The sequence below is a fragment of the Pseudoxanthomonas sp. LjRoot127 genome, assembly GCF_964253495.1.
Taxonomy (GTDB): domain Bacteria; phylum Pseudomonadota; class Gammaproteobacteria; order Xanthomonadales; family Xanthomonadaceae; genus Pseudoxanthomonas_A.
In genome coordinates, this window is record NZ_CAXUQR020000001.1 from 410,628 (window position 1) to 430,608 (window position 19,981).

16 protein-coding genes and 1 tRNA gene are annotated in these 19,981 nt (G+C 67.6%); 10 read left to right on the forward strand and 7 right to left on the reverse strand.

Going from position 1 to position 19,981, the window contains the following annotated elements:
- Positions 1-37: 37 nt before the first annotated feature.
- From ACSQ19_RS02005 to ACSQ19_RS02020, 4 genes are all read left to right on the forward strand, one after another.
- The gene (locus ACSQ19_RS02005) at positions 38-889 is read left to right on the forward strand and encodes an HvfB family MNIO-type RiPP peptide maturase (protein ID WP_296280424.1); all 852 of its coding nucleotides are present in this window, start codon (positions 38-40) and stop codon (positions 887-889) included.
- On the forward strand, positions 882-1,631 hold the full coding sequence (locus ACSQ19_RS02010; protein WP_296280422.1) for an HvfC family RiPP maturation protein: 750 nt from the start codon (positions 882-884) through the stop codon (positions 1,629-1,631). Before ACSQ19_RS02005 ends, ACSQ19_RS02010 begins: the two co-directional genes overlap by 8 nt.
- Positions 1,632-1,843: 212 nt before the next feature.
- Positions 1,844-2,473 (forward strand): ribonuclease T, encoded by a 630-nt coding sequence (gene rnt / locus ACSQ19_RS02015; protein ID WP_435999662.1) that lies wholly within the window; start codon positions 1,844-1,846, stop codon positions 2,471-2,473.
- 21 nt (positions 2,474-2,494) lie between these two features.
- Positions 2,495-2,995 carry an O-acetyl-ADP-ribose deacetylase gene (locus ACSQ19_RS02020; protein ID WP_296280420.1) on the forward strand — a complete coding sequence of 167 codons (501 nt, stop codon included), beginning with the start codon at positions 2,495-2,497 and terminating at the stop codon, positions 2,993-2,995.
- Here the strand turns inward: ACSQ19_RS02020 and rhtA are convergent, their stop codons facing one another.
- Positions 2,996-3,883: a threonine/homoserine exporter RhtA gene (gene rhtA, locus ACSQ19_RS02025; protein ID WP_435999664.1), complete on the reverse strand. Its 888-nt coding sequence runs from the start codon at positions 3,881-3,883 to the stop codon at positions 2,996-2,998. It lies immediately after the preceding gene.
- A 114-nt stretch (positions 3,884-3,997) separates the two neighbouring features.
- Here rhtA and ACSQ19_RS02030 point away from each other — a divergent pair, with 114 nt between their 5' ends.
- Entirely contained in the window at positions 3,998-4,537 is a 540-nt protein-coding gene (locus tag ACSQ19_RS02030) for a helix-turn-helix domain-containing protein (protein WP_435999666.1), read from the forward strand.
- A 12-nt stretch (positions 4,538-4,549) separates the two neighbouring features.
- Here the strand turns inward: ACSQ19_RS02030 and ACSQ19_RS02035 are convergent, their stop codons facing one another.
- From ACSQ19_RS02035 to rnr, 4 genes are all read right to left on the reverse strand, one after another.
- Complete coding sequence (locus tag ACSQ19_RS02035) at positions 4,550-5,734, reverse strand: P1 family peptidase (protein WP_436001055.1); 1,185 nt, start codon at positions 5,732-5,734, stop codon at positions 4,550-4,552.
- Between the two features lie 19 nt (positions 5,735-5,753).
- Positions 5,754-6,497, reverse strand: coding sequence for a 23S rRNA (guanosine(2251)-2'-O)-methyltransferase RlmB (gene rlmB / locus ACSQ19_RS02040; protein ID WP_299342831.1), 744 nt, complete (start codon positions 6,495-6,497; stop codon positions 5,754-5,756).
- Between the two features lie 51 nt (positions 6,498-6,548).
- The gene (locus ACSQ19_RS02045; RefSeq protein WP_299342829.1) at positions 6,549-7,022 is read right to left on the reverse strand and encodes a GFA family protein; all 474 of its coding nucleotides are present in this window, start codon (positions 7,020-7,022) and stop codon (positions 6,549-6,551) included.
- 165 nt (positions 7,023-7,187) lie between these two features.
- Positions 7,188-9,662 carry a ribonuclease R gene (rnr, locus tag ACSQ19_RS02050; RefSeq protein WP_435999669.1) on the reverse strand — a complete coding sequence of 825 codons (2,475 nt, stop codon included), beginning with the start codon at positions 9,660-9,662 and terminating at the stop codon, positions 7,188-7,190.
- A 92-nt stretch (positions 9,663-9,754) separates the two neighbouring features.
- On the opposite strand from rnr, the gene ACSQ19_RS02055 reads away from it, so the two are divergent.
- From ACSQ19_RS02055 to ACSQ19_RS02070, 4 genes are all read left to right on the forward strand, one after another.
- Positions 9,755-9,839: transfer RNA gene (locus ACSQ19_RS02055), tRNA-Leu, on the forward strand.
- Positions 9,840-9,981: 142 nt separating this feature from the next.
- On the forward strand, positions 9,982-11,802 hold the full coding sequence (locus ACSQ19_RS02060) for an SLC13 family permease (protein ID WP_299342827.1): 1,821 nt from the start codon (positions 9,982-9,984) through the stop codon (positions 11,800-11,802).
- A 55-nt stretch (positions 11,803-11,857) separates the two neighbouring features.
- On the forward strand, positions 11,858-14,101 hold the full coding sequence (parC, locus tag ACSQ19_RS02065) for a DNA topoisomerase IV subunit A (RefSeq protein WP_435999671.1): 2,244 nt from the start codon (positions 11,858-11,860) through the stop codon (positions 14,099-14,101).
- Between the two features lie 150 nt (positions 14,102-14,251).
- Positions 14,252-14,908 (forward strand): thiopurine S-methyltransferase, encoded by a 657-nt coding sequence (locus ACSQ19_RS02070; protein ID WP_296280406.1) that lies wholly within the window; start codon positions 14,252-14,254, stop codon positions 14,906-14,908.
- Here ACSQ19_RS02070 and bfr read toward each other — a convergent pair whose 3' ends face one another.
- Entirely contained in the window at positions 14,909-15,394 is a 486-nt protein-coding gene (gene bfr, locus ACSQ19_RS02075; RefSeq protein ID WP_296280403.1) for a bacterioferritin, read from the reverse strand.
- A 161-nt stretch (positions 15,395-15,555) separates the two neighbouring features.
- On the opposite strand from bfr, the gene ACSQ19_RS02080 reads away from it, so the two are divergent.
- Positions 15,556-17,964 carry a penicillin acylase family protein gene (locus ACSQ19_RS02080; RefSeq protein ID WP_435999674.1) on the forward strand — a complete coding sequence of 803 codons (2,409 nt, stop codon included), beginning with the start codon at positions 15,556-15,558 and terminating at the stop codon, positions 17,962-17,964.
- Positions 17,965-18,000: 36 nt separating this feature from the next.
- On the opposite strand, the gene asnB is transcribed toward ACSQ19_RS02080, so the two are convergent.
- Positions 18,001-19,704 (reverse strand): asparagine synthase B, encoded by a 1,704-nt coding sequence (gene asnB, locus ACSQ19_RS02085; protein WP_435999676.1) that lies wholly within the window; start codon positions 19,702-19,704, stop codon positions 18,001-18,003.
- Positions 19,705-19,981: the final 277 nt, after the last annotated feature.

A 19,981-nucleotide genomic window follows, 5' to 3' on the forward strand; every position in this document is an offset into this window, starting at 1 on the left:
GCCCCGGCGTTGCGCCGGGGCCTGCGCTTGCATCCGCATGATCACCCTTCCTCCCGCCTCCGCCGGCCTGGGCCTGCGCCGCGCCCTGCTGGACGAACTGCTGGCCGCGCCGGCCGGGGCGTTCGACTTCCTCGAATGCGCGCCGGACAATTGGCTGGGGGTGGGTGGACGCTACGGCGATGCGTTGAAGACCCTGGCCTCGCAGTATCCGATCACCTGCCACGGACTGTCGCTGTCGCTGGGCGGCACGGCGCCGCTGGACGATACGTTCCTCGCGCGCACGCGGCGCTTCCTGGACGAATACCGGGTGGTGCTCTACAGCGAACACCTCAGCTACTGCACCGACGACGGCCATCTGTACGACCTGATGCCGATCCCGTTCACCGAGGAGGCGGTGCATCACGTCGCCGCGCGCATCCGCCACGCACAGGACGCGCTGGGTCGGCGGATCGCGGTCGAGAACGTCTCCTACTACGCCGCGCCCTACCAGGCGATGGATGAAGTCGACTTCATCACCGCAGTGCTCGATGAGGCCGACTGCGACCTGCTGCTCGACGTCAACAACGTATTCGTCAACGCCATCAACCACGGCTATGACGCATGCGCCTTCCTCACGCGCATGCCTTCGGCGCGGATCGCGTCGTACCACATCGCCGGCCACTATGACGAAGCCGACGACCTGAAGGTCGATACGCATGGCGCCCCGGTGAAGGACGACGTGTGGGCGCTGCTGTCGCAAGCCTATGCCACGCATGGCGTGCGCCCCACGCTGCTGGAGCGCGACTTCAACTTCCCGCCGCTGGCCGAGCTGTGTGTCGAACTGCAGCGCATCCGCGCCCTGCAGGCGCTGCATCTTCCTGGCACAGCGGCGCGGGCGACGCATGGCTGACCCCCTGCACGACATGCAGTTCGCGTTGTCGCGCCACCTGCGTGATCCGTCCTCGCATCCGCCGCCGCCCGGCATCGAAGCGCGCCGGCTGGCGATCTACCGCGACCTGTTCTTCAACAACATCGAAGCCCTGCTGGCCGGCAACTTCCCGGTGATCCGGAAGACGCTGGGCGAGGACGCATGGCGCGTGCTGGTGCGCCGCTTCTACGCCGACCACCGTAGCCATACCCCGCTGTTCCCGGAGATCGCGCGCGAATTCATCCGCTACCTGGAAACGCGCGACGACGACCTGCCCCCTTGGCTGCGCGAACTCGCGCACTACGAATGGGTCGAGCTGGCGCTGCAGATCGCCGACGATCCCGTGCCAGCGCATGACCCGCACGCCGACCTGCTGACGGGCGAACCGGTGGTCTCGCCCTTCGCGTGGGCGCTGGCCTACCAATGGCCGGTGCACCGGATCGGTCCGGACTTCCAGCCCGATGCGCCGCCGGTCGAACCGACGCTGCTGCTCGTGCGTCGGGATGCGGAACACCAGGTGCGCTTCGCGGCGATCTCGCCACTGGTCTACCGGCTGGTCGAACTGCTGGGCGAAGGCGGTCGCAGCGGTGGCGATGCGGTGCGTCAGCTGGCAGCGGAGGCAGGAGTCGACGACGTGCCCGCCTTCGCCGACCAGGGCGCCGCAATGCTGGTGCGCATGCGCGACGAAGGCACCGTGCTCGGGACGCGCACGCCTGCACTGTAGGAACGACGCAAGTCGCGACCGCACGACACGGGCGACCAGGACATCACTGCAGGCCAGCAACCGGGGCATGGCGTCCGCCCTTCATGCGGCCCCCTCATTGTCACTGGAGTGGCAGGTTGACGGTCGCGACTTACGTCGCTCCTACAGAAAACCTGGCCGACGTTGGGTTTCCAGCCGAGGAAGCACCCGCGCCCTCTGCTACCCTTTCCCGCATGGAAAACGCTGCCGAACCCGTCCGCATCACCCCCATGGCCCACCGCTTCCGCGGTTACCTGCCCGTGGTGGTGGACGTGGAGACCGGCGGCTTCGACTGGAGCCGGCACGCCCTGCTCGAAATGGCCGCGGTACCGCTGGACCTGGACGAGAACGGGCTGCTGGTCTGTGGCGAAACCGCGAGCGTGCACCTGCATCCGGCGCCGGGCACCGAGATCGATCCGAAATCGCTGGAAGTCACCGGCATCGATCTGGACCACCCGTTCCGCTTCGCCAAGCAGGAGAAGGAGGCGCTGGACCACGTGTTCGCGCCAGTGCGCGCGGCGGTGAAGAAGCACGGCTGCCAGCGCGCGATCCTCGTCGGCCACAACGCGCACTTCGACCTCAATTTCCTCAATGCCGCCGTTGCGCGGGTAGCGCACAAGCGCAACCCGTTCCATCCCTTCAGCGTGTTCGACACGGTGACGCTGGCTGGCGTCGCGTACGGCCAGACCGTGCTCGCCCGCGCCGTGCAGGCCGCCGGCTTCGACTGGAATGCCGACGACGCGCACTCGGCGGTCTACGACGCCGAACAGACCGCGCGCCTGTTCTGCAAGATCGCCAACATGTGGCCGAAGCCGTTGGGCTGATACCTCGCACAGGACGGCGTCATGCGGTTGACTGCGATCCAGGCCGACATCACTGCGCTGCAGGTCGACGCCATCGTCAATGCGGCGAACAGTTCGCTGCTCGGCGGCGGTGGCGTGGATGGCGCGATCCATCGCGCGGCGGGTCCGGAGCTGGTGCACGAATGCCGACTGCTCGGCGGCTGCGCCACTGGCGAAGCGAAGATCACGCAGGGGTATCGCCTGCGGGCACGCCATGTGAACCATACCGTCGGTCCGGTCTGGCGTGGCGGTGGACACGGCGAGCCCGCCCTGCTCGCTGCGTGCTACCGCAACAGCCTGGCGCTGGCGGAAAGGCACGGCCTGCGCAGCGTCGCTTTTCCCTGCATCAGTACCGGTATTTTCGGCTATCCCGCGGAATCCGCCGCACGCGTCGCGGTCGACACTGTCCGTGCCGTATTGTCTGCATCGCCCACGCCGCCCGAGGTGATCTTCTGCTGTTTCTCCGGCAGCGACCTGGCGGTCTACCAGGCCTCGCTCGCCTGACTACGCTTCACCGTTGGCCGCGGTCTGCACCGGCGGACGCGAGGTCATCGCCGCGCCGGCGGACGCGACGATGATCGCCGCGATCGCCAGCCACTGCAGCAGCGACAGGCGCTCGTGCAGGAACAGCAGGCCGCACAGGGCGGCGATGGCCGGTTCCAGGCTCATCAGCATGCCGAAGGTGCGCGTGGGCATCTTCGTCAGCGCCACCATTTCCAGGCTGTAGGGGATCGCCGTGGACAGCAGCGCGACCGCCAGGGCGATGGGCAGCAGCGCTGGCGCCAGCAGCGCAGCACCGGCATGCGCGACGCCGAACGGCACCGCCACCGCCGCCGCGATGCAGCTGCCGATGGCGACCGTCTGCGGCCCGTGCGCATTGCCTGCCCGTTGGCCGAACACGATGTACATCGCCCAGCAGGCGCCTGCGCCAAGCGCGTAGACCGCTCCCACCGGATCCAGCGCCTCGGCACCCTGCTCCGGCACCAGCAGCACCAGCCCGGCGACGGCCAGCACGACCCACACGACGTCGCGCAGATGGCGCGAGCCGAACAGCGCCACGGCCAACGGACCCGTGAATTCGAGTGCGACCGCGATTCCCAGCGGCACCGTTTCCAGCGACTTGTAGAACAGCAGATTCATCAGCCCCAGCGACGCGCCGTAGAACACCAGCAGAGGCCACTGCTCGCGGGTGACGCGCGCGTGCCAGGGCCGGAACACCGCGACCAGCATCACCGTCGCCAACGTCAGCCGCAGCGCCGTGGCGCCGGTCGCCCCCACGGCGGGGAACAGGCCCTTCGCCATCGACGCGCCCGCCTGTATGGACAGCATGGCGATGAGCAGCAGTGCGATCGGCTGCCAATGCAGCGAGGCATGGGAATTCGGGGACGACATGACGGCATGACCTGCGCGCGCCGGGAGCGCCGCGCTTGAAGAAGGGAAGGAATGCGCACTATATTGCGCAGACCGAAGCTTACCGGATGCGCAATATAGTGCGCAACCCCGCCCATGAGTGTGCTGGAACACGTCGCCGAGAACATCCGCCGCCTGCGTACGGACGCAGGTCTCAGCCAGCAGGCCCTGTCGGTGGCGGCGGACGTCTCCCGCCGTATGCTGGTGGGCATCGAATCCGGCGATGCGAATGTCAGCCTCAACACCCTCGACCGCATTGCCGAAGCCCTGAAAGTGACCTTCGCGGACCTGGTGAAGCCGCCGAGTGCCCCGGGTCTGGACCGTATCGAAGCCTTGGCCTGGAGCGGCCGCACGCCGGGCTCGCAGGGCGTGCTGCTGGCCACCGCACCCGCCTCACACGATGTCGAACTGTGGGCGTGGACACTGATGCCCGGCGACCGCTACTTGTCGGCGGCCGATCCGGCCGGCTGGCACGAGATGTTCTTCGTCATCGAAGGCCATCTGGTCGTCGAGCTCCCGGACGGCGACCACATCGTCGCGGCGGGCGACTTCTTCGTATTCCCGAGCGATCGCGACTACGCCTACCGCAACGATGGCGACACGCCGCTGCGCTTCATCCGCAACGTCGTGCACTGAAACCGAGGAACATCACTTCTTGGGTGCGGTGATGCCGTGCCGCCGGAGGATCTCTCGCACCCGGTCGAGCGGGATGGCCTCGACGGTCTCGCCATTGCCGCTGACCGTGGTGGCCATGAAGAGCGAATTGTAGATCGCTTCCTCGACCGCCTCGACGCTGGCCTGGAAGACGGCACTCATCTGCTCGTTCGCCAGCTCCGAGGTGTCCAGCCGGGGCGCATCGAAGGCGCGCCGCACCGACTCCGCGGTGGAGAACGCGAGGACGTAGTCGCCGCTGCCGTTGGATGCGGAGCTGCCCGTGCGACCCAGGCCCATCATCGCGCGCGACGCGACGCGGCGCAGGTTGCGGTCGGCCAGCGGGGCATCGGTGGCGATGACGATGATGATCGAACCGTCGCCACGATCATCCGCCGGACCACGACGACCATCGCCCTGCATCGCGACCGCCTTCTGGAAGGCGTAGCGATCCAGCTCGCGGCCGACCGGCGCCCCCGACACCTGCAACACGCCACCGAAGTTGCTCTGTACCAGCACGCCGACCGTCCAGCCGCCCAGCGACGCAGGCAGCTTGCGCGATGACGTGCCGATGCCGCCCTTCCAGCCGAACGCCACCGTACCGGTGCCGGCACCGACGCTGCCTTCCTGCACGGCACCGCTCGTGGCGTCATCCAGCGCGCGGCGCACGGCGTCGGCCGTGACCGGACGCGCGCGGATGTCGTTGAGGCCTCCATCGTTGGTCTCGCCGACCACGACATTGAGCGAGCGCACCTGCTGCATGTCGGGCCGGGCCAGCATCCAGTCCGCCATCGCATCGGCGGCCTTCCATACGCACAGGGTGCAGGTCAGCAGGATGGGGGTTTCGAGCTCGCCGAGTTCGTTGACCTGGGTACTGCCGATGAACTTGCCGAAGCCGTTGCCGACGTGCACGGCAGCCGGCACGCGCGAGCGGTACACGTTGCCGGGGTGCGGCAGGATGGCGGTGACGCCCGTGCGTACCTTGTCGCCCTCCTTCAACGTCACCTGGCCGACCCGCACACCGGCGACATCGGTAATGGCGTTGTACGTCCCCGGCGCGAAGATGCCTGGCGCCACGCCCAGGTCTCGCGCGTGAGCGCGCGGCGCGTCCTGCGCGAAGGCTGCGAACGAGGACAGCCCCAGCAGCAGCGCCACCAGTCGCGGAAACGGAGGATGCGGCATGCGGGACACGTGGACTCCTTTACTGGCGCTGGCGGACCGCCTCGAACAGCGTGATGCCGGCGGCGACCGACACGTTGAGGCTTTCGATGTCGCCCGGCATGGGGATCTTCACCAGCCCGTCGCAGTGTTCGCGCGTCAAGCGGCGCAGGCCGTCGGCTTCGCCCCCGAGCGCCAGCGCGACGTTGCCGCGCAGGTCGGTGGCGTACAGCGACGCCGTAGCCTCGCCGGCCAGGCCGTAGATCCATACGCCGAGCTGTTGCAGGTCGCGCAGGCAGCGGGACAGGTTGGTGACCTGCACGACCGGAATCCGGTCCGCCGCACCCGCCGAGGTCTTGCGCACGGTGGCATTGACGCCGACCGACTTGTCCTTGGGGATGATCACCGCGGTCACGCCGGCCGCCGCGGCGCTGCGCAGGCACGCGCCGAGGTTGTGCGGATCCTGCACACCGTCCAGCACCAACAGCAGGGCCTTGCCTTCGGCGCCCTCCACCAACCCCTGCAGTTCGTTCTCGTCCCAAGTGGGCGCAGCGGCATAGCGTGCGGCGACGCCCTGGTGGCGCAGCGAACCGGCCACGCCATCCAGCGCCTGCCCGGTGACGCGGCGCACGTCGATGCCCTTGCGGCGCGCGTTCTCCTCGATCTCGGTGAGGCGCGCGTTCTTGCTGCCGCCTTCGACCAGGATCTCGCGCACGTTGTCGGCGTCGTTCTCGACCGCCGAGGCGACCGCATTGACGCCGACGATCCACGAATTCTGCTTGCTCATGCGCTGTAAGGCCGCGTTGGAAAGGGCGGCATTATCGCACCGACCGCCCGCTCAGCGTGGCGGCCAGGCCGCCGTGTCGTGGTCCGGATGCTGGAACGAGACCACCCCTGCCAAGAACGCCGCAGCCGCCTCATCCTCCTCGGTGCGCCGCTGCGGCAGTGCGGACAGGGCATCCACATAGGGTAGCTTGCCCTCCACGCCGTACTGCACCCAGGGCGCCAGCCCGGACGGATCATCGAACGCACCGGCTGCGAGAGCCACCCCATCCGGTGCTTCATAGGTCAGCGGCGTGCCGCACTCGGCACAGAAGCCTCGCCGCACCACGTTCGAGGACTGGAAGCGCTTCGGTTCGCCGCGCGTCCACGCGAGCACCGCGCCGCGCGTGGACACCAATGGCGCGTAATACGCACCGAAGGCTTTCTGGCACATCCGGCAGTGGCAGATGGAGGCGTCCTTCAGGTCGCCGGTGACGCGGAAGCGGACCGCGCCGCATTGGCAGCCGCCGGTGTGGGTCTGGGTGGACATAGCAGCTCCTCATCAAGCAGGGGAAACGAGAACCGACGCCGTCATCCCGGCGAAAGCCGGGACCCAGCGACTTTGGTTCCGTCGCGACCGTCGTCTGCGTGAACTTCGCAGCGTCGCCAGCAAACGGCCCTGGGTCCCGGCTTTCGCCGGGACGACGGACCTGAATCAATATTTCTTCTTCGTACGCTTGGCCGGTTGTCCGCGCGGCGGGGGCGGCGGCAGGCCGCTGTCCCTGGTCTTGTCCTCGACCAGGCGGAAGTCGATCTTGCGCTCTTCCAGACTGGCTTTCAGCACGATGATGCGCACGCGGTCGCCGAGACGGAACGACATGCCGCGACGCTCTCCCGACAATGTCTTGCGCAGCGGATCGAAGTGGTAGTAGTCCTGCGGCAACTGGGTGACATGGACCAGGCCATTGACCTTGGATTGGTCGAGTTCCACGAACAGGCCAAAGCTGGTGACGCCGCTGATGACGCCATCGAACTGGCCGCCGACGTGCTTTTCCATCCACGCGGCGCGGAAACGCTCGTCGACCTCGCGCTCGGCTTCGTCGGCACGGCGTTCGCGCTCGGAACACTGCAGCGCCAGCGCGGCCATGTCGCGTGACGAGTAAAGAAAGGCGTCGGGCTTCTTCTTGGTCAGCCCGTGCTTGATCGCGCGGTGCACCAGCAGGTCTGGATAACGGCGGATCGGCGAGGTGAAATGCGCGTAAGCGCTCAACGCCAGACCGAAATGACCGATGTTCTCGGGCGCATACACCGCCAGGCTCTGGCTGCGCAGCAGGACCGATTCCAGCAACGGGGCGTCGGGACGCTCGCGCACCTTCTTCAGCAGGTTGGTGAAATCCTTCGGCTGCACCTTGCCCCACGACGGCATCGACAGCTTGAACTCCTTCAGGAATTCAAGCAGGTCCATGTATTTGGTTTCCGGAGGCTTGTCGTGGATGCGGTACGGGGCCGGGATGTGCGCCGCGAGCAGGAACTTCGCCGCTTCCACGTTGGCCGCGATCATGCATTCCTCGATCAGCTTGTGTGCGTCGTTGCGCACCAGCATGCCGGCCTGGGTGACTTCGCCGCGGTTGTCGAGCACGAAGCGGACTTCCGAACTTTCGAATTCGATGGCACCGCGCTGCGTCCGCGCCTTTGCCAGCACCTGGTACAACTGGTACAGGCGTTCGACGTGCGGCAGCACCGGCGCGATCTGCGCGCGGGTCTCCTCGTCGTTCTCGCCGACGGCCTTCCACACCTGCGTGTAAGTCAGGCGGGCGTGCGAATTCATCACGGCTTCGTAGAACGTCGAGCCGGTAACTTCGCCGTCGCGGTTGACCTGCATGTCGCAGACGAAGGTCATGCGGTCGACCTTCGGGTTCAGCGAGCAGATGCCGTTGGACAGCGTCTCCGGCAGCATCGGCACCACGAATCCGGGGAAGTACACCGAGGTCGCGCGCTTCTGCGCCTCATCATCCAGCGGCGTGCCGGGACGTACGTAGTGCGACACGTCGGCGATGGCGACGATCAGACGGAAGCCGTCGCGCGTGGGCTCGCAGTAGACGGCATCATCGAAATCCTTCGCATCTTCGCCGTCGATCGTCACCAACGGCGTGGACCGCAGGTCGACGCGGTCGCCGATCATCGCCGGCTCGACCACCAGCGGCACCGCGGTGGCTTCGTCCAGCACTTCCTGCGGAAACTCATGCGGCAGGTTGTGCCCGTGGATCGCGGCCTCGACCACCAGCGACGGCGTCAGGCTGTCGCCGAGCACGGCGATGACCTTGCCGATGGGTGGGCGTCGCGCATCTGGCGCCTGGGTCAGCTCAACCACGACCAGCTGGCCATCCCGCGCACCCCCGGTCGCGTCCTGCGGAATCTGCACGTTGCGCTGGATGCGCTTGTCGTCCGGCGCCACGTAGGCGATGCCGACTTCGAAACCGAAGCGGCCGATCAGGCGGGTGACGCCGCGTTCCAGCACGCGCGCGATGCTGCCTTCGCGGCGGCCGCGGCGATCGATGCCGGTGACGTTGGCCAGCGCGCGGTCGCCATGCATGACCTTGCGCATTTCATAAGGCGGCAGGAACAGATCGTCGCCGCCGCCGGCGTCGGGACGGAGGAAACCGAAGCCGTCCGGGTTGGCGATCACGGTGCCGGAGATCAGGTCGGTCTGCTGCACGGGCGCGAAGCCGCCGCGCCGGTTCTGCACCAGCTGGCCGTCGCGGACCATCGCACCCAGGCGCTTGGACAACGCATCGAAGCGTTCGGGTGCATCCAGTCCCAGCGGACCGGCGATTTCCTCTGCCGTCTGCGGCCCTTCGGCCGCTTCCAGAAACCCGAGGATGGCCTCGCGGCTGGCGATGGGCTGTTCGTAACGCTGCGCCTCGCGCTGCGCGTGCGGGTCGACGAAACGCCCGCCCGTCCGCGGCGCGTGCCCACCGGCGGGGCGTCGCGACGGGGACGTGCCACCCGCTGCGCGCGAAGGCGAACGCGCCGCCTCGGGCATCCAGGGCGGCAGGCTCTTCTTTGCCGGAGTACCGGATCTGGCGGGCTTGCCGGCCTGGCCCGTGCCACGGGAGGCGGACGCTCCGCCCTGCTTGCTTCCCTTCCCGGCGGGCGTCTTGCCGCCACTTCGCTGTGTTTTCTTGGTCATGGGGGGATGGTACACCTCGCCTGAATACCGCCACGCGAAGGAACCGTTGACATTCCCCTGCCCGGTCCTCAAAATGCGCGCCTCGCTTACCTGCCCAGGTGGCGGAATTGGTAGACGCACTAGTTTCAGGTACTAGCGGGTAAAACCGTGGAGGTTCGAGTCCTCTCCTGGGCACCACGCACAACGAAGACCCTCGCGAAAGCGGGGGTTTTTCGTTTCCGGAATGGGCGCGTGCCTGCGGCATGCCGCCTCACGCGTCCTCACGCCGATCCGCAGTAGGCTGTCGGCACGCACGACGACGCAACGCACGGGGAAGCGCATGGAAGTCCAACAGATCCTGTTCCTCGCCATCCTGGCGATCACCCTGGGTCTGTTCATCAGCGAAAAACTGCGCGTCGACCTGGTGGCGTTGCTGGCCCTGCTGGCGCTCACGCTGACCGGCATCCTGGGACCGAAGGAAGCATTGTCCGGATTCGCCAGCGAGCCCGCGATCATCGTCGCGGCGGTATTCGTGCTGTCCGCCGGTCTCTCGGCCACCGGCATCACCGACCGCATCGGCGCCGGCATCGGCAAGGCGGCCGGCGGCAGCGAGTGGCGGACCATCGCCGTGGTCATGCCCGCGACGGCGGCGCTGGCGGCGTTCTCGCACCACGTGATGGTCACCGCGATGATGCTGCCGATCCTGATGCGCATCGCCCGCGAGCAGAAGCTGGCCGCGTCCCGGCTGCTGATGCCCATGTCGCTGGCCGCCTCGCTGGGCACCACGCTGACCTTGTTCAGCGCGCCGGCCTTCCTGCTGTCGAACGACCTGATCAAGCGCGCGGACCTGCCGGCCCTGGACATCTTCGCCATCACGCCGATCGGCGCGGCACTGGTGGTGCTGGGCACGGTCTACATGCTGCTGGCCCGGTGGCTGGTACCCAAGCGCGAAGGCGAAACGCCGCAGGGCGATTACCTGAAGCTGGACCGCTACTACACCGAACTGCTGGTGGAAGAGGATTCGCCGTGGATCGGCAAGTCGCGCGGCGATTTCGCGAAAGCCTTCGATGACCGCCTGCAGGTGGTGGACTGGCTGCGGCACGGCATGCGCCGCCGCGTCCAGCGCAGCGACAGCCTGCTGGCCGCGGGCGATGTGCTGCTGGTGCGGGCATCGCCGGACGAGATCGCCTCCATCCGCGACGAGCCGGGCCTTGCCCTGCATGCCGTGGCGAAGTACGGCGAAAAGCCGGGCGAGCAGCCGAAATCCGAAGCGCTCGGCGAAGAGCAACTGGTGCAGGCGGTGGTGGCGCCGCATTCGGAGTTCGTCGGCCGCAGCGTTGCGGACATCGACTTCCTGCGCAACCTCGGCGTCGTGGTCGTGGGCCTGTGGCGGCGCGAGGGCTGGCTGCACGGCGAACTGTCGGAGATGGTGCTGCAGGAAGGCGACCTGCTGGTCCTGTGGGGCCAGCAGCAGAACCTGGAGCCGCTGGCGACCCACCACGGCTTCCTGATGCTGATGCCGTTCGGCGGCCAGGAAAAGCCGCGCCGCAAGGCCCCCGTCGCGCTGGCCATCATGGTCGGCGCAGTGGCGGCGGCGGCCACCGAGACGCTGGCGCCGCACATCGCATTCCTCGCCGGCGCGGTGGCGATGGTGCTCACGCGCTGCGTCGATATCGAACGGGCCTACCAGGAGATCGACGTGCGCATCTTCGTGATGATCGGCGGCGTGATCCCGCTGGGCATCGCGATGGAGAAGACCGGCACGGCCGCGCTGGTGGCGGACCTGCTGCTCAACCACACCGCGCACTGGTCGCCGCTGATGCTGTTGCTGGTCATGTTCGGGACCGCCGCGCTGCTGACGCAGATCCTGTCCGACGCCGCCACCACGGTGCTGCTGGCGCCCATCGCCCTGGCGCTGGCGACGGGACTGGGACTGAATCCGGTGCCGTTCGTGGTCTGCACCGCGATGGGCGCCGTGGCCTCGTTCCTGACCCCCATCGGCCACCACGGCAACCTGCTGATCCTCAATCCCGGCCGCTACACTTTCGGCGATTTCCTACGCGTGGGCGTGCCGCTCACCCTGGCGATCGCCTTCACCACGGCCTGGCTGGCGCGCTGGCTGTGGCTGGACGGTCCGCTGCTGCCGGGTATCGGCGGCTGAGACGACGCGACGGGTAGAATGGCCGGGCTTCCGACCCGCAGACCGCACGCCCGCAATGACCGAAACGATCCGCCCCACCTTTCACGGCTTCGAACAGATCCCGCTGCGCGAGTACGCCGAGCGCGCCTACCTCGACTATTCGATGTACGTGGTGCTCGACCGCGCCCTGCCCTTCATCGGCGACGGCCTGAAGCCGGTCCAGCGGCGCATCGTGTATTCGATGAGCGAGCTGGGCCTGAACGCCGGCGCGAAGCCGAAGAAGTCCGCACGCACGGTCGGCGACGTCATCGGCAAGTACCATCCCCACGGCGACAGCGCCTGCTACGAAGCCCTGGTGCTGATGGCGCAGCCGTTTTCGTACCGGTATCCGCTGATCGAAGGCCAAGGCAACTTCGGCTCTCCGGACGACCCGAAGTCGTTCGCGGCCATGCGCTACACCGAATCCAAGCTGACGCCGATCGCCGAGGTACTGCTGGGCGAACTCGGCCAGGGCACGGTCGACTGGACACCGAACTTCGACGGCACGCTCGAGGAACCCACCTGGCTGCCGGCGCGCCTGCCGCACCTGCTGCTCAACGGCACCACCGGCATCGCCGTCGGCATGGCCACCGACGTGCCTCCGCACAACCTCAACGAGATCGTCAGCGCGTGCATCCGCCTGATCGACGATCCGGACGCGACGGTCGCCGACCTGTGCGAACACGTCCGTGGCCCCGACTACCCGACGAAGGCGGAGATCATCACCGCCGCCTCGGACTTGCGCGCGATGTACGAGAACGGCACCGGCAGCGTCCGCGCGCGCGCCACCTGGCGCAAGGACAACGCCAACATCGTCATCGACGCCCTGCCCTACCAGGTGTCGCCGTCCAAAGTGATCGAGCAGATCGCCGCGCAGATGCGGGCGAAGAAGCTGCCCTGGCTGGAAGACATCCGCGACGAATCCGATCACGCGAACCCGGTGCGCGTGGTATTGATCCCGCGCTCCAACCGCGTGGACGCGGAACAGCTGATGGGCCACCTGTTCGCCACCACCGACCTGGAGAAGAGCTACCGGGTCAACCTCAACATCATCGGCCTGGACGGGCGCCCGCAGGTCAAGAACCTGAAGATGTTCCTGACCGAGTGGCTGGCGTTCCGCGGCGACACGGTGACGCGCCGCCTGAAGCATCGGCTGGAGAAGGTCGAGCGTCGCCTGCACCTGTTGGAAGGCTTGCTGGTCGCGTTCCTCAACCTGGATGAAGTCATCCGAATCATCCGCACCGAGGACGAGCCCAAGGCCGCGCTGATCGCGCGCTTCAAGCTGAGCGAGGAACAGGCAGACTACATCCTCGACACCAAGCTCAAGCAACTCGCCCGTCTTGAGGAGATGAAGATCCGCGGCGAGCAGGACGAACTGCTGGCCGAGCGCGAGAAGATCGCCGGCATCCTGGAGTCGAAGAGCAAGCTGAAGAAGCTGATCAAGGACGAACTGACGGCGGACGCGAAGAAGTTCGGCGATGCGCGCCTGTCGCCGCTCGTGCAGCGTGATGCCGCCCAGGCACTGGACGAGACCGAACTGGTCGCCAGCGAGCCGATGACGGTGGTCTTGTCGGAAAAGGGCTGGATCCGCGCCGCCAAGGGCCATGACGTGGATGCCTCAACGTTGTCGTATCGCGACGGCGACGGGCTGCTGGGTGCGGTGCGCTCGCGCAGTACGCAGCAGGTGGCGTTCCTCGACTCGGAAGGCCGCAGCTATTCCACCGCCGTGCACACGCTGCCGTCCGCGCGCGGCAACGGCGAGCCCCTGACCGGGCGCTTCTCGCCGGCGGCGGGCGCGTCGTTCCAGGCGCTTGCCAGCGGCGACAACGACAACCGGTTCGTGCTGGCGTCGTCGCATGGCTATGGCTTCGTCACCCGATTCGAAAACCTCACGGGCCGCCAGAAGGCCGGCAAGGCCATGCTCAACCTGACCGCCGGCGCGAACGTGCTGCAGCCGGCCCACGTCCCCAACCCCCCGGCCGACCGCATCGTCGCGGTGACCAGCGCGGGGCATTTGCTTGCCTTCCCGGTCAGCGAACTGCCGGAACTGGACAAGGGCAAAGGCAACAAGATCATCGAGATCCCCAAGGCCAAACTGGGCACCGAGCATGTCGTCGCCATCGCCGCCGTATCGCCGGGCACCACGTTGTCGATCAAGAGCGGACAGCGCACGATGAGCCTGTCGTTCAAGGATCTGGACGCATACGTCGGCGCGCGCGCCACGCGGGGTGGCTTGTTGCCGCGGGGGTGGCAGAAGGTGGATGGACTGGAAGTCCAATAGTCCGTCGAACGGGCGCGCTGAGGTGCGCTCGTGAAGACCGAGTGCCGGAGGCTTCGGCACCGACTGCTTTTCATGCGGAAAGGCGTCTGACCTGACGCCTCCTGCAACGGCTCGATGGTTTCACCCAACGAATTCGACGAGGACCGGCCGATGGACACCGACTTCTGGCTGCAGCGGTGGCAGGAAGGCCAGATCGGCTTCCATCGCCACGACGTGATGCCGCTGCTGCAGAAGCACTGGCCATCGTTGCAGCTGCCGCAGGGCTCGCGCGTGCTCGTGCCGCTGTGCGGCAAGTCGCTGGACATGCACTGGCTGGCGGCGCAGGGGTACCGCGTGCTGGGCGTGGAACTGTCGCCGCTGGCGGTAACGCAGTTCTTCGAGGAAGCCGGGCTGGATCCCGTGCGGACGACCAGCCGCTACGGCGAACACGTCAGCGCCGGTCCCATCGAGATCATCGTCGGCGATGCCTTCGGCCTGGCACCGGCGCTGCTGGCGGACGTCGCCGGCGTCTACGACCGCGCCGCACTGATCGCCCTGCCGCCCGACATGCGCCTGCGCTATCGCGACACCGTGTATGCCGCGCTGCCGACCGGCTGCCAGGGATTGCTGATCACGCTCGAGTATCCGCAGGAGGAGAAGGCCGGGCCACCGTTTTCGGTGGCACAGGCCGAGGTCGAAGCGCTGTTCTCGGCGCCTTGGCGGCACACGCTGGCGGAGCGGCGCGACATCCTGGACCAGGAGCCGCGTTTTCGCGAAGAGGGGCTGAGCGCGCTGGAGACGGCGGTATACCGCCTCCGTCGCGGCTGATCACTCTGCGGCGGACTCGCCGTCGAGCTTCGACGTCAGGTACAGCGCGATACCGAGGCGCTCGATCAGGCCCAGCTGCTGTTCCAGCCAGTGCGCGTGGTCTTCCTCGGTGTCCTTCAACTGCGCCAGCAGGATGTCGCGGCTCACGTAGTCCCCATGCTGCTCGCAGATCCCGACGCCCTTGGCCAGGTTGGCCCGCACCGCGTATTCGACCTCGAGGTCGCGCTGCAGCATCTCCTCGACCGTCCTGCCGGCGGTGAAGGCTTCCGGCCGCATGTCCGGATCGCCCTCCAGGAACAGGATGCGGCGCAGCAGCGCGTCGGCATGCTGGGTTTCCTCGTGCATCTCGTGGTCGATGCGGTGGAACAGCGCCTTCAGGCCTTGGTCTTCGTACCGGCGCGAATGGATGAAGTACTGGTCGCGCGCGGCCAGTTCCCCGCGCAGCAGGAACTTCAGGTAGTCGACGACATCGGGATGGCCTTTCATGGGAGCGGCTCCTGGGGCAAGGCGCGCATCATGCCCCATCCCTCGGGGCGATGACCGAATCGGAATCAGTCTCGTTGGGCGCTGCAGCGCGGCGTTGGTGGCATCGGCTTCCATGGAATAATCCGGCCACCCCGCCACGCAATCTCCGCAAGGATCCCGCAATGCTGAAGTGGACCCGGCGCATCGCGCTGCTGTTGTTGGCCCTGGTGGTTTTGGCGGTGCTGGCGGCGTGGTGGTCGCTTCGGGGAAGCCTGGCGCATCTCGATGGCGAGCAGCCGCTGGCCGACCTGTCCGCGCCGGTGGCGATCCAGCGCGATTCACTGGGCGTGGTCACCATCGAGGCCGCCAGCGAAACCGATGCGGTGCGCGCACTCGGCTACGTGCACGCGCAGGAACGCTACTTCGAAATGGACCTCATGCGGCGCAGCTCCGCAGGTGAGCTGTCGGAGCTGTTCGGCGCGATCGCCCTGCCGATGGACAAGGAACGACGCATGCATCGCATGCGCGCACGCGTGACCGAACACCTGGAGGATTTCGCCGGCGACCGCCTGCCGCAGCTCGAAGCGTATGCGCGCGGCGTCAACGCCGGGCTGGGCGATCTGCGCGCGCGTCCCTGGCCCTATCTGCTGCTGCGGCAGGCACCGCGCCCATGGGAGGTGGCAGACTCTGCGCTGGCCGGGTATGCGATGTACTTCGACCTGCAGGACTCGGAGAACCTGCGTGAACTGGCTCTCTGGCAGCTTCGCCAGCAGGTGCCTTCGGGGCTCTTCGGGCTGCTCGCGCACGACGGCACGGAATGGGACGCGCCGCTGTATGGACAGCCGCGCGGCAACGCGGCGCTGCCGACGGCAGACGAGGTCGACCTGCGTACGCTGCCGATGCCGACGACGGGAGCGCACCGGCGGCTGGCCGACAAGGGCACGCCCGGCAGCAACAACTGGGCGGTGGCTGGCGCGCTGACGGCTGATGGCCGCGCCATCGTCGCCGACGACATGCACCTCGGCCTGCGCGCGCCGAACATCTGGTTCCGCGTGCGCCTGCGCTATCCGGACCCGCGCGCCCCGGGCGGCCGCGTGGACGTGTCCGGCTTCAGCCTGCCCGGCCTGCCGGCCATCATCGTGGGCAGCAACGGCCATGTGGCGTGGGGCTTCACCAACAGCTACGCGGATACCGCCGACTGGTATCCGGTGACGCCCTGCGGGAAGGATGCCGCACCCGGCACCTGCGATGCGGTCGAGCACCACGCCGAAACGATCCGTGTGGCCGGCGCCGACCCGGTCACGGTCGACGTGCAGGACACGCGCTACGGTCCGCTCATCCATCGGGCGCGCGGCAAGCAGCCTGCGCTTGCGCTGCGCTGGGTGGCGCACCAGCCGGGCGCACTGAATTTCGGCCTCGCCGATTTCGCACGCGCGGGCGACCTGTCAGCGGCCTTGTCGGTTGCGCAACGGACTGCCACGCCGGCACAGAACCTTGTGATCGCCGACCACAACGGCCGCATCGCGTGGCGAATCCTGGGTCCGCTGCCGTCGCGCGCCGGCGCCTGCCCGTCGCCCCTGGAAGCAGGCGGCCCGATGACTGGCGACAGGACCACATCGGGTGCACCGACGTGCACGCCATGGGCGATCTCGCGCCAGCTCACTCCCGTACTGACCGCCCCCGCCAACCATCGCCTGTGGACGGCGAATGCGCGCGTGCTGGACGGTGAAGCGCTCGCCCGCGTCGGTGATGGCGGCTATGCGCTGGGTGCGCGCGCAAAGCAGATCCGTGACGGCCTGATGGCGAAGGAACGCTTCACCGAACGCGACCTTCTGTCGATCCAGCTGGACGACCGTGCTGTGTTCCTCGAACGCTGGTGGCGGCTGCTGCAGGACGAAGCGAAGCGGTTGCCGGCCAGTTCGTCCATCAAGGCGCTCGCCGAGGCAGGCAAGACCTGGGAAGGACGCGCCAGCACCGATTCGGTCAGCTACCGCGTGGTCCGCGCCTGGCGACTGGCGGTGCACGCACGCATCGCCGACGGCCTCACCGCGCCTGCGCAGGCCACGCTGGGCGACGACTTCATCATGCCCGACCTGCCGCAGCTGGAGGGCGTGGTGTGGCCGCTTTTGCAGCAGCGCCCCCTGCACCTGCTGTCGCGCCGCTACGCAACGTGGGATGCATTGCTGGAAGACGCCGCGAAGGAAGTCCGCGACGACCTGGCCGAGCAGGGACCACTGGCAGAGCGCCGCTGGGGCGAGCGCAACACCGCGAAGATCTGCCACCCGCTGGCCAACGCGCTGCCCGGATTCCTCAAGGCGAAACTTTGCATGCCGGGCGAACCGCTGGCAGGCGACGGCGCCATGCCGCGCGTGCAGGGTCCCGCGTTCGGCGCGTCGGAACGCATGGTGGTCTCGCCCGGCCATGAGGCGGACGGCATCATCCACATGCCCGGCGGCCAGAGTGGCCACCCGATGTCGCCGTTCTGGGGCGCGGGCCATGACGATTGGGTGCATGGCAGGCCGACACCCTTCCTGCCGGGCGAAGCGACCCACACGCTCACGCTGCGGCCGGCCAACGCCCAGTCCAGGTAGTGATCCGGCACCGCCAGCCCCTGCTGGCGGACGGTGTCATGTGGTCGCCGCCTGCAACGCGGACGCATGCACGCCGGCGACGGCACGACCGGACGGATCGGCCATCTTCGCGAAGCTGGCGTCCCAGGCGATGGCGGCCGGCGACGAACACGCGATCGACTTGCCGCCCGGCACCGTCTCGGCGCAGGCCTGGCCCGGATAGTGCTGCTCGAACAGCGTGCGGTAGAAATAGGCTTCCTTGGTCTGCGGCGGGTTCACCGGGAAGCGCTTGTCGGCCGCTGCCAGTTCGCGATCGCTGACCTGCGCTTCGGCGTGCGCCTTCAACCCGTCGATCCAGCCGTAGCCGACGCCATCGCTGAACTGCTCCTTCTGCCGCCACAGGATCGATTCCGGCAGGTAGCCATCGAACGCCTCGCGCAGCACGCCCTTCTCCATGCGCTTCGCGCCCTGGCTCGTCTTGTCGATCATCTTGTGCGCAGCATCCATCTTCATCGCCACATCGAGGAACTCGACGTCGAGGAACGGCACGCGCGGCTCCACGCCCCATGCCATCATCGATTTGTTGGCGCGCAGGCAGTCGTAGTTGTGCAGCGCGTCCAGCTTGCGCACCAACTCTTCATGGAATTCCCGCGCATTAGGCGCCTTGTGGAAGTACAGGTAGCCGCCGAAGATCTCGTCGCTGCCCTCGCCCGACAGCACCATCTTGACCCCCATCGCCTTGATCCGCCGCGCCAACAGGTACATCGGCGTAGACGCACGGATGGTGGTGACGTCGTAGGTCTCGATATGGCGGATCACCTCGGGGATGGCATCCAGCCCCTCCTGGAACGTGTAGGTGAAACCGTGGTGCACGGTGCCCAGCGCCTTCGCCGCCACCTCAGCCGCGGCCAGGTCGGGCGACCCGTCCAGGCCGATGGCGAAGGAATGCAGGCGCGGCCACCACGCTTCCGTCGTGTCGTTGTCCTCGATGCGATGGCGTGCGTAGCGCGCGGCGACCGCCGCGACCAGCGACGAATCCAGTCCGCCGGAGAGCAATACACCGTACGGCACGTCGGTCATCAACTGCCGGTGCACGGCACGCTCGAAGGCTTCGCGCAGTTCTTCCCTGGGCACCTGTACGCCTTCGACGGCGGCGTAGTCGCGCCAGGGCTTCTCGTAGTACTTCACCAGTTCCCGCGTGACGGTGTCGTAGTAATGACCGGGCGGAAACTGCGCCACGTCCGCGCAGATCGGCGCCAGCGCCTTCATCTCCGAGGCCACGCACAGGCGGCCTTCGCGATCATGGCCCCAGTACAGCGGGCAGACGCCGATCGGATCGCGTGCGATCAACGCACGTCCCGTCGCACGGTCCCACAGTGCGAACGCGAAGATACCGTTGAGGCGGTTGAGGAAGGAGGCCGGCGCATCTTCGCGATACAGCGCGTTGATGACCTCGCAGTCCGAACCGGTCTGGAAGGCGTAGTCCTGCGCCAGTTCGCCCTTCAACTCCCGGTGGTTGTAGATCTCGCCGTTGACCGCCAGCACGAGTGCGCCATCGGCCGAGCGCAGCGGTTGCGATCCGCCGGCCGGATCGACGATGGCCAGGCGCTCATGCACCAGGATGGCGCCGTCGTCGTGATACACGCCACTCCAGTCGGGGCCTCGATGGCGCTGCTTCTGCGATAGCTCAAGCGACTGCCTTCGCAGGGCCTGGACGTCGTCGCCGGGCTGCAGCCCGAAGATGCCGAAGATGGAACACATGGATGGAAGCTCCTGGGTGGGGTTCGAAATCGGGGGCCGGAAATGAAAAAACCCGCATCTCGCGATACGGGTTTCTGGAATCCGGCAGGTCTTTCGTTGCCTAGTCGCAGAGCCGCATCGCCCGCACCCCGTTGTTCGGGCGCAGGTTGTTGCGGTTGTAATTGATGGCGGCGCGACAGGGCATGGGGCGACCGTAACCGCTTCACCCGGACCTTGGCAAGTCCCGAAAAAGTTGCGCGTGCAACCACCCACTTCCTGCAGGAGCGCTCTGGGGCGC